Consider the following 8,943-nt stretch of genomic DNA (forward strand, 5'->3'; position numbering starts at 1 on the left):
GGCGCGGCGGAGCGGAGCGGCGCAGCTCGGCGGCGCGGCTCGGCGAAGCGGCGCGGCCGGGGTACGTGGGCGACAGGGTGCATCGCGGCGGGTGGGCGGCGGCGAGCTGCGCGACGTAGTGGCGCGCCCGCCCCGAAACGGCCCAGCGACATCGCCATCCACACCCACCCCCAACCCCGAACCGCCCCGCGGCGGACGGCCAGCGCCATCCGCCGCAAAGCAACCCTTCGTCGCTACTCGCAGGCCACGCCGTCTCCGTCGCGGTCCAGTTTGGAGCTGTAGCCTGGCTCGCCGCGGTACAGGGGGGCCACGCCGGCCGCCCTCGCGGCCGCGCAGTTCGGGTAGTACGGGCTGCCGCCGCCGCTGTGCGACTCCGTCTCCTCCGTCGGCTCCGGGACCGCCTGCCGCGGCGTCGTCGCCTTCGCCTTCGTCGGGGCAGGGGCAGGGGCGGGGGCCGGGGCAGGCGCCGGTGCGGGCGTGACCGGGGCGACGACCGGCGCGGGGTGGTCGATGTCGCCGTTGCAGGGCGGTCCCCACAGGCCCGCCACCGCCGTCCGCGCCCTGTCCTCCGCCGAGCGCAGCGCTGCGACCGCACCGTCCGCCGCCCTCGCGTAACCGGCGCCGATCACCGCATCGGCGTAGTCCGTCGCGTTGTTCAGCCGCAGCGACGCAGCCACACCCGCCTCGCTCACCTCGGCCAACGTCACCTGCTGGTTAGCCAGCATGTTCGTCGCCCAGCCCGTGGCCTCCGCCGTGAAACAGCCCGCGACCGGCGCCTTCACCCCCTGCACCCGGACCGTCTGCCGCGTCCCCCTGGCATCCGCCACCTCGACGGTGCCCGCGTCGACCACCCGCACCACCGTGTAGACCTCGACCGGCGGCGCCGCGCTCGTCGACGTCGTCGTGCTCGTGACCGTCGTCGAAGGCGGCGGGGCCGCGGCGGTCGGTGTCGTCGGGGGTGAGTCCGGGCCGAAGATCGCCCCGATCACGAACAGCACCCCCAGCACGCCGAGAGTCACGAGCAGCCAACGGGGTGGACGCCGGCCACGGCCGGGCGCGGTAGCAGTCATGTGCAGTCCTCGGAGAAAATCGTGGCGCCGACATGGCGCACTGCGCATTTCTCGTCACGGACCACTCCGGCGTTACAACCGTTGCGAAATCATAACGAGCCGTTACGCCGCGCCGGGAATTCCGATGCACCTTCCGGCAGTGATCCGCGAAACAGGAGAGGCGCCGTGCCCGAAGTCGTCGACGTGCTGGAACTGACCCGCGCGGGTGGCTACGACGCCACCGGACTAGAGTTCACCGCGATCGGTTGCCGCACAACGGCATTGCGGTCCGGACAGCTCGTCGAACTCGCCGCGGTGCGCACGCGCGCGGACGGCAGCACAATTGGCGAACTGTCAACACTGCTGAACCAGGAATCCGCACCCACGCTCCCCGAGGTCCTCGGGTATTTCACCGAATTGCTGCAGGGTGCCGTGCTCGTCGCGCACAACCTCGCATTCGTCGCCCGATTTCTGGGCCCCGAGCTGGACCGCTACGGAATTCGCGTGCCCGCCGTCGACACGCTGACCACCGCCAAGAACACCGTGCGCCTGCCGAACTACCGCCTCGGCACCGTCGCCCGCTCGCTCGGCATCACCGACACCCGGCGCGACACCGCCCTCGACGACGCCCGCACCGGCGCCCGCGTCGTGACCGCGCTGGTCGGCGTGCACGGACTGCGCCTGACCGCCTGGCCCCGCTTCGGCCCCCTGCCGCAGCTGGTGAAGTCCCGGCCGCTCGCGCCCCGCCGGGCCGAGCCCGCCGCGCCCGCCCAGGGCTGGACGGCCGAGCTGCCGGACCGCATGCCCCTGACGGTGCCCGTGGACTCCCCCGATCCCGCGCTCGAAGAGGCCTACCTCGAGGTGCTCGGCAACGCGGTCGCCGCCCGGCAGCTGACGTCCGCCCCGCCCACGGGGTTCGGCGAGGACGAGCTGCGGAGGATCCACACCGGTTTCGTGCACGGCATGCGGACCGTCGCCGAAGCCGACGGGATCCTGACGGTCGAGGAGGTCGCCGATCTGAAGGCGGTCGCGACGACGCTCGGCGTGCCCGGCGTCGTCGCGGACGTGCGGCCGACCGAACGCGCGGACCGCCCGACGCGGGTGCTCGTGCTGGGACGCGGGGCCGACGCGGACGAACTCCGTGCCGCCGTGCTCACGCGCGGCTTCCAGCTGGCGAAGAACCTCACCGCGTCCGTCACGCACCTCGTGGTCTGCCCCGACATCGCCCCCACAGAACCGAGGCTGGCGCGCGCCGCCGAGCAGGGCGTCACGGTGCTGGACGCCGCGACGGCGCGACGGCAACTGGCCACCCCTGCCCCGGAAGCGGCGCCGGCGCCACCCCCTGTCACCCGACTCGCCCCGGCACTGGCGCCCGCGGTCACCCCGGCTCGGCCACAGGGGACGAACGCCGCGCAGTGGGGCGGCCGCGTGATCACCGCGCTCGGGCTGGTGCTCGTCTTCGTGGCGGCGATCGCCGAGTTCGGCGGGGCGCCGTTCGCGGCCGGGCTCGTGGCGTTCGTGCTCGGCGCGGGCATCGCGCTGGGCGGCTGGTACCTCGGCGAACGGTGGTCAGTTCGCTCCTGGTGAAAGGGGCGCACCACCTGCGCGGGCGGGCGCACACTGGGGTGAGCAGAGGTGGTGATCGCCATGGAGGATTCCGACGTCCTCGACGCCTATTCGCGCACGGTGAGCACCGTCGCCGCCGAAGTGACGCCGCACGTCGCCAGCCTGCGGCTCGCGCGGGGCGGCGGTTCGGCGGTCGTCTTCGCCGACGACGGGTACCTGATCACCAACGCGCACGTCGTCGGCCGCGACCGCGCCGGGGTCGCGACGTTCTCCGACGGCACCGAGCAGGATTTCCGCGTGGTCGGCGCCGATCCGTTGTCCGACCTCGCGGTGGTGCGGGTGTCCGAAGCCCCGCCCGCGGTCCGGCTCGGTGACGCCGACAAGCTCGTCGTCGGGCAGCTGGTCGTCGCGGTCGGCAGCCCGCTCGGGCTGGCCGGTTCGGTGACGGCGGGTGTGGTCAGCGCGCTCGGCCGGTCTCTGCCGGTGCGCACGGCGCGCGCGGGCCGGGTGATCGAGAACGTGATCCAGACCGACGCCGCGCTGAACCCGGGCAACCCCGGCGGCGCGCTCGCCGATTCGAGCGGCCGCGTGGTCGGTGTGAACACGGCGGTCGCCGGGATCGGGCTGGGCATGGCCGTGCCCATCAACGCGACGACCCGCCGCATCATCGACACGCTGCTCGTCGAGGGCAAGGTCCGGCGCGCGTACCTCGGCCTGGTCGGCGTGCCCGCCCCGTTGCCCGACGAAGTCGCCGAGCACACCGGTCAGCGGGCGGGCCTGCGGGTGGTCGAGGTGGTCGCGGGCGGCCCGGCGGCGCGGGCCGGGCTCCGGCCCGGTGACCTGGTGCTCACCGTCGGGCGAGCGCGGGTCTCCGACGCGCAGGACATCCAGCGGCAGCTGTTCGCCGAGGTCATCGGGACGCGGCTGCCGGTGACGGTGTTGCGCAACGGCGCGATGGTGGACGTCGTCGCGGCGCCGACGGAGCTCGCGGGCTAGCAATTCCGTTGCCGCGCACGGCTCGCGGCAGCAGACTCGCGGCGTGCCCGATTTCGTCGCCTTCGTGCCCGCCGCGTTCCTCATCGCGCTCGTGCCGGGCCCGGCCACCTTCATGCTGGTCAAGCAGTCCGCGCTGGGCTCCCGCCGGAACTCGCTGGCCACCATCGCCGGTATCGAAGCCGGGGTGCTGGTGTGGGGCGTGGCCGCGGCGTTCGGGATCACCACGCTGCTCGCCGCGTCCGAGCTCGCCTACACCGGCCTGCGCATCGCGGGCGCGCTCTACCTGGTGTACCTCGGCGTCCGGCTGCTGGTGTCGCGCGGCGGCCCGGAACCGGAAGTCCGGCCTGGGTCCGGGTTCCGGTCCGGGCTGCTGGTCAACGTGACGAACCCGAAGGCGGGGATCTTCGCGCTGTCGTTCCTGCCGCAGTTCGTGTCCACCGCCGACGCCGGCCCGCTGCCCCTGCTGGCGCTGGTCGCCGTCTGGATCCTCACCGACACCGTCTGGTACACGTCACTCGCGCTCCTGCTGACGCGCGTCGGGCGCTGGCTGCGGAGCCGGCGCGTGCGCCGGGCACTGGAACGCTCGTGCGGCGGCGCCTTCGTGGCGTTCGGGCTGGCGATGGCGGTGGAGAGCGCCTGAATCAGACGGTCAGCACGATCTTGCCCCGCGTCCGGCCCTGCTGGTTGAGCCGCCACGCTTCCGCCGCTTCGGCGAGCGGGAACGTGCGCTCCACAGGCACGGTCACCTTGCCGTCCTCGATGAGGCGCGCCAGGTCGGCCAGCTCGACGCCGTCGGGCCGCACCCACACCCAGTGGCCGCCCTTCGCGTCGGCCTCCGGGTTGGCGATCGACACCACCCGTTCGGGCTTGACGCCGAGGCCAAGGGACACGTCGACCGCGTCGCCGCCGACGAAGTCCACCGCCGCGTCCACTCCGCCGGGTGCCAGGGCACGCACCCGGTCGGCGAGGCCTTCGCCGTACGTGACCGGCTCTGCCCCCAAGGAGCGCAAGTACTCGTGGTTGCGTTCACTCGCCGTGCCGATCACGCGGGCACCGAGCGCGACGGCGATCTGCACGCCGAACGAGCCCACGCCCCCGGCCGCGGCGTGGACCAGCACCGTGTCGCCCGCGCCCACTTCGGCCCGCTTCAGCGACCGGAACGCCGTCTGCCCGGCCAGCGGCACACCCGCCGCCTCCGCCCAGCCGAGGCCGCGCGGCTTCTTCGCGAGCATGCGGACGTTCGCCGTCGCCAGCTCGGCGTACGCCCCGGCCTGCGCCCAGTCCTTGCGGATGTAGCCGAAAACCTCGTCCCCGACGGAGAACTCACGCGCGTCGGGCCCGACGCGCTCCACCACGCCGGCGACGTCCCAGCCGGGCACGAGCGGGAACCGCACCTCCATCAGCGCGTCGAGGCCGCCCGCCGCGAGCTTCCAGTCGACGGGGTTGACGCCGGCCGCTCTGACCCTGATCAGCACCTCGGCGGGACCCACCTTGGGGTCGGGCAGGTCGATCAGCCGGAGGTCGTCCGCGGAGCCGTACTGCTGCAGTGCGATTGCCTTCATACTCCGGGCAACGGGCGCGGCTGAACGGGTTATTCCGGAGGTCACCCTTGAGGTACCAGCGCCGGCGTGGCAAGGTCGGAGGCACAACAGCAATCGCGGGAGCTCGCGCCTTGGCGGGCTGAGAGGGTGGCTGGTGTCCGTTGGGACCCGGTGCCACCGACCGCCGAACCTGACCGGGTAATGCCGGCGTAGGGAGTGGGTCTGCTTTGACGACGCTGGAGAACAACGCGCCTGTGACCGTGACCACCGGTCCGATCACCGGTTCGCGGAAGGTCTACCACGCCACGGAGTCCGGGCTGCGGGTACCGGCGAGGCGGATCGATCTGTCCAATGGGGACTCTTTCGACGTCTACGACACTTCGGGCCCGTACACGGATCCCGACGCGGTGATCGACGTCCACAAGGGACTCCAGCCGCTGCGGAGCGGGTGGGCGCAGGAGCACAACACCCAGCTGGGCTGGGCGAAGGCTGGCGTGATCACGCGCGAGATGGAGTTCGTCGCGGCGCGTGAGCGGGTCAGCCCCGAGTTCGTGCGGGACGAGGTGGCGAGCGGCCGTGCCGTGATCCCCGTCAACCGCAGGCACCCCGAGAGCGAACCCATGATCATCGGGAAGAACTTCCTGGTGAAGGTCAACGCGAACATGGGCAACTCGGCCGTGTGGTCCTCCGTCGAGGAGGAGGTCGACAAGATGGTGTGGGCGACCCGCTGGGGCGCCGACACGATCATGGACCTGTCCACGGGGAAGCGCATTCACGAGACGCGCGAGTGGATCCTGCGCAACTCGCCCGTGCCCGTCGGGACCGTGCCGATCTACCAGGCGCTGGAGAAGGTCGACGGTGAGCCGGAAAAGCTGTCCTGGGAGATCTACCGGGACACCGTGCTCGAGCAGTGCGAGCAGGGCGTGGACTACATGACCGTGCACGCCGGCGTGCTGCTGCGGTACGTGCCGCTGACGGCGAACCGCGTCACGGGGATCGTGTCGCGCGGCGGGTCGATCATGGCCGCGTGGTGCCTGGCGCACCACAAGGAGTCGTTCCTGTACACGCATTTCGAGGAGCTGTGCGAGATCCTGCGCGCGTACGACGTCACGTTCTCGCTCGGTGACGGGCTGCGGCCAGGTTCGATCGCGGACGCCAACGACCGCGCGCAGTTCGCGGAGCTGGAGACGCTCGGTGAGCTGACGCACATCGCGCGCGAGCACGACGTCCAGGTGATGATCGAAGGCCCCGGCCACGTGCCGATGCACAAGATCAAGGAGAACGTGGAGCTGGAGGAACGGCTCTGCGGCGAGGCCCCGTTCTACACGCTCGGTCCACTCGCGACGGACATCGCCCCCGGCTACGACCACATCACGTCGGCGATCGGCGCGGCGCAGATCGGCTGGTACGGCACGGCGATGCTGTGCTACGTCACGCCGAAGGAACACCTCGGCCTGCCCAACCGGGACGACGTCAAGACCGGGGTGATCACGTACAAGATCGCCGCGCACGCCGCCGACCTGGCGAAGGGGCACCCGTACGCGCAGGCCTGGGACGACGAGTTGTCCAAGGCGCGCTTCGAGTTCCGCTGGAACGACCAGTTCAACCTGGCGCTCGACCCCGACACGGCGCGGTCCTTCCACGACGAGACCCTGCCCGCGGAACCGGCGAAGACGGCGCACTTCTGCTCCATGTGCGGCCCGAAGTTCTGCTCGATGCGGATCACGCAGGACGTGCGGAAGTACGCCGAGGAGCACGGTCTGTCCACAGTGGAGGCGATCGAGGCGGGGATGCGCGAGAAGGCCGGGGAGTTCGGCGAGCGCGGCAACCAGGTCTACCTGCCGGTCGTGGAGCGATGAGCGGGACTCCGAAGACGGCGCTCACCATCGCCGGGAGCGATTCCGGTGGTGGTGCGGGCATCCAGGCGGACCTGCGGACGTTCTTCGCGTGCGGGGTGCACGGGATGACGGCGATCACGGCCGTAACCGTGCAGAACTCGCTGGGCGTGCAGGGGTTCACGGAGATCCCGCCGGACGTGGTGACCGCGCAGATCAAGGCCGTCGCCGAGGACATGGGTGTCGACGCGGCCAAGACCGGGATGCTCGCCACCACGGAGATCCTCGAGGCGGTGGCGGAGACGCTCGACGAGGTCCACATCGGACGGTCGTTCGATGTGCCGTTCGTAGTGGACCCCGTCGCCGCCTCGATGACCGGTGACCCGCTGTTGCGGAACGAGGCGCTGGAGGCGATTCGGACGCAGCTGTTCCCCCGTGCGACGCTGGTCACGCCGAACCTGGACGAGGTGCGGTTGCTCACCGGCGTCGAGGTGACCGACCGGGAGAGCCAGCGCCGGGCCGCGGACGCGTTGCTGGCGCTGGGCCCGCAGTGGGCGCTGGTGAAGGGCGGGCACCTCTACACCGATCCGGAGTGCGTGGACCTGCTGTCCGACGGGGTGCAGCACATCGAACTGCCCGGCCCGCGGTACGACACGAAGCACACGCACGGCGGCGGGGACACCCTGGCCTCGGCGATCACCGCTTCGCTGGCGCAGGACCTCGGCGTGCCGGACGCGGTCGCGGAGGGGAAGCGGTTCATCGAGCGGTCGGTGGCGGACGCGTATCCGCTGGGTGCGGGTGTCGGGCCGGTGTCGCCGTTCTGGCGGCTGCGACACTAGGGGGCATGGGTGTTCCTAGCGCACTGACGATCGCCGGTTCGGATTCCGGTGGGGCCGCGGGGTTGCAGGCGGATCTGCGGACGTTCCTGACCTGCGGGGTGCACGGGCTGGTCGCGGTCACCGCGGTCACCGTGCAGAACACCCTCGGTGTGCACGACCGGTCGGACGTCCCGCCGCACATCGTGGCGGGCCAGATCGAAGCGGTCGCGGCGGACATGGGCGTGAACGCGGCGAAGACGGGCATGCTCGCGTCCGGCGCGATCATCGAGGCGGTCGCCGAGGCGTGCGACAGGGCGAACATCGGGCGGGACCGCGAGGTCCCGTTCGTCGTCGATCCGGTGGCGGCGTCCATGCACGGCCACCCCCTGTTCGACGAGGCGGGCTTGGCGGCGCTGCGGGACCTGCTGTTGCCGAGGGCCACGGTCCTGACTCCGAACCTCGACGAGGTGCGGTTGTTGACGGGCCTGGAGGTGACGGGCCGGGAGCAGATGCACGAGGCCGCGGTCACCCTGCACGCCATGGGCCCGAGGTACGTGCTGGTGAAGAGCGGCCACCTCACACACGACCCGGAATGCGTCGACGTCCTCTACGACGGCGAGACCTTCACGGAACTACCGGGCCCGCGCTTCGCCACCCCCCACACCCACGGCGCGGGCGATTCGATGGCATCGGCACTGACGGCGGGCCTGGCGAGGGGCATGACGGTCCCAGAGGCGGCGAAGTTCGGGAAGTGGTTCGTCAGCAACGCAGTCGCCCACTCGTACCCCATGGGGGCGAAGGTCGGCCCAGTGTCAGCCTTCTGGCGCCTAGCGCCGGAGGACCGGTAACCACCCGCCCAACAGGAACCCGGCAAGGCAACGCGAGCGGCCACACCGCCCACACCCACCCCCGCCCCGATCCCCAGCCGCACTTACGGCCGATCCGCCGGGTCAAGAGTGGCGCAGCCATCCCGAAGGGACGCCGAAGGCGCTCTTGACGCGACGGATCGGCCGTGAACACTCAAGGATCGGGGCGGGGGTGGGGCCGCTCAGCAGGGCGGTCACGCCCGGGAGACCCCGGTGCCCGGGCTCTTGGGTGCGGCAGGGAAAAAGAAAAAGAATGCCTCGCCGGCGGGCAA

8 protein-coding genes are annotated in these 8,943 nt (G+C 71.7%); 6 read left to right on the top strand and 2 right to left on the bottom strand.

Translation table 11 applies throughout. From position 1 onward, the window contains the following. Positions 1–233: 233 nt before the first annotated feature. Positions 234–1,070 (bottom strand): excalibur calcium-binding domain-containing protein, encoded by an 837-nt coding sequence (locus ABFX51_RS15630; protein WP_091516995.1) that lies wholly within the window; start codon positions 1,068–1,070, stop codon positions 234–236. Positions 1,071–1,235: 165 nt separating this feature from the next. Between ABFX51_RS15630 and ABFX51_RS15635 the strand changes: the two genes are divergently transcribed. From ABFX51_RS15635 to ABFX51_RS15645, 3 genes are read left to right on the top strand one after another with little or no spacing between them, the layout of a single operon-like run. After that, positions 1,236–2,636, top strand: a complete 1,401-nt coding sequence (locus ABFX51_RS15635; protein ID WP_091516996.1) for a 3'-5' exonuclease — start codon at positions 1,236–1,238, stop codon at positions 2,634–2,636. Between the two features lie 60 nt (positions 2,637–2,696). After that, positions 2,697–3,611, top strand: coding sequence for a S1C family serine protease (locus ABFX51_RS15640; protein ID WP_091517010.1), 915 nt, complete (start codon positions 2,697–2,699; stop codon positions 3,609–3,611). Between the two features lie 43 nt (positions 3,612–3,654). Then, positions 3,655–4,251 carry a LysE family translocator gene (locus ABFX51_RS15645; RefSeq protein WP_346054108.1) on the top strand — a complete coding sequence of 199 codons (597 nt, stop codon included), beginning with the start codon at positions 3,655–3,657 and terminating at the stop codon, positions 4,249–4,251. A gap of 1 nt (position 4,252) precedes the next feature. Here ABFX51_RS15645 and ABFX51_RS15650 read toward each other — a convergent pair whose 3' ends face one another. Then, positions 4,253–5,173 carry an NADP-dependent oxidoreductase gene (locus ABFX51_RS15650; RefSeq protein WP_091517002.1) on the bottom strand — a complete coding sequence of 307 codons (921 nt, stop codon included), beginning with the start codon at positions 5,171–5,173 and terminating at the stop codon, positions 4,253–4,255. 206 nt (positions 5,174–5,379) lie between these two features. Between ABFX51_RS15650 and thiC the strand changes: the two genes are divergently transcribed. The 3 genes from thiC to thiD (ABFX51_RS15665) are packed head-to-tail and all read left to right on the top strand — an operon-like array spanning position 5,380 to position 8,653. Continuing rightward, the gene (thiC, locus tag ABFX51_RS15655; RefSeq protein WP_281245256.1) at positions 5,380–7,011 is read left to right on the top strand and encodes a phosphomethylpyrimidine synthase ThiC; all 1,632 of its coding nucleotides are present in this window, start codon (positions 5,380–5,382) and stop codon (positions 7,009–7,011) included. Next, positions 7,008–7,826, top strand: coding sequence for a bifunctional hydroxymethylpyrimidine kinase/phosphomethylpyrimidine kinase (gene thiD, locus ABFX51_RS15660; protein ID WP_346054109.1), 819 nt, complete (start codon positions 7,008–7,010; stop codon positions 7,824–7,826). Before thiC ends, thiD (ABFX51_RS15660) begins: the two co-directional genes overlap by 4 nt. 5 nt (positions 7,827–7,831) lie before the next feature. Next, entirely contained in the window at positions 7,832–8,653 is an 822-nt protein-coding gene (gene thiD, locus ABFX51_RS15665; protein WP_346054110.1) for a bifunctional hydroxymethylpyrimidine kinase/phosphomethylpyrimidine kinase, read from the top strand. Positions 8,654–8,943: the final 290 nt, after the last annotated feature.

It is taken from the genome of Amycolatopsis dongchuanensis (genome assembly GCF_039542405.1).
In the GTDB taxonomy this organism is placed as follows: Bacteria; Actinomycetota; Actinomycetes; order Mycobacteriales; family Pseudonocardiaceae; genus Amycolatopsis_E; species Amycolatopsis_E sacchari.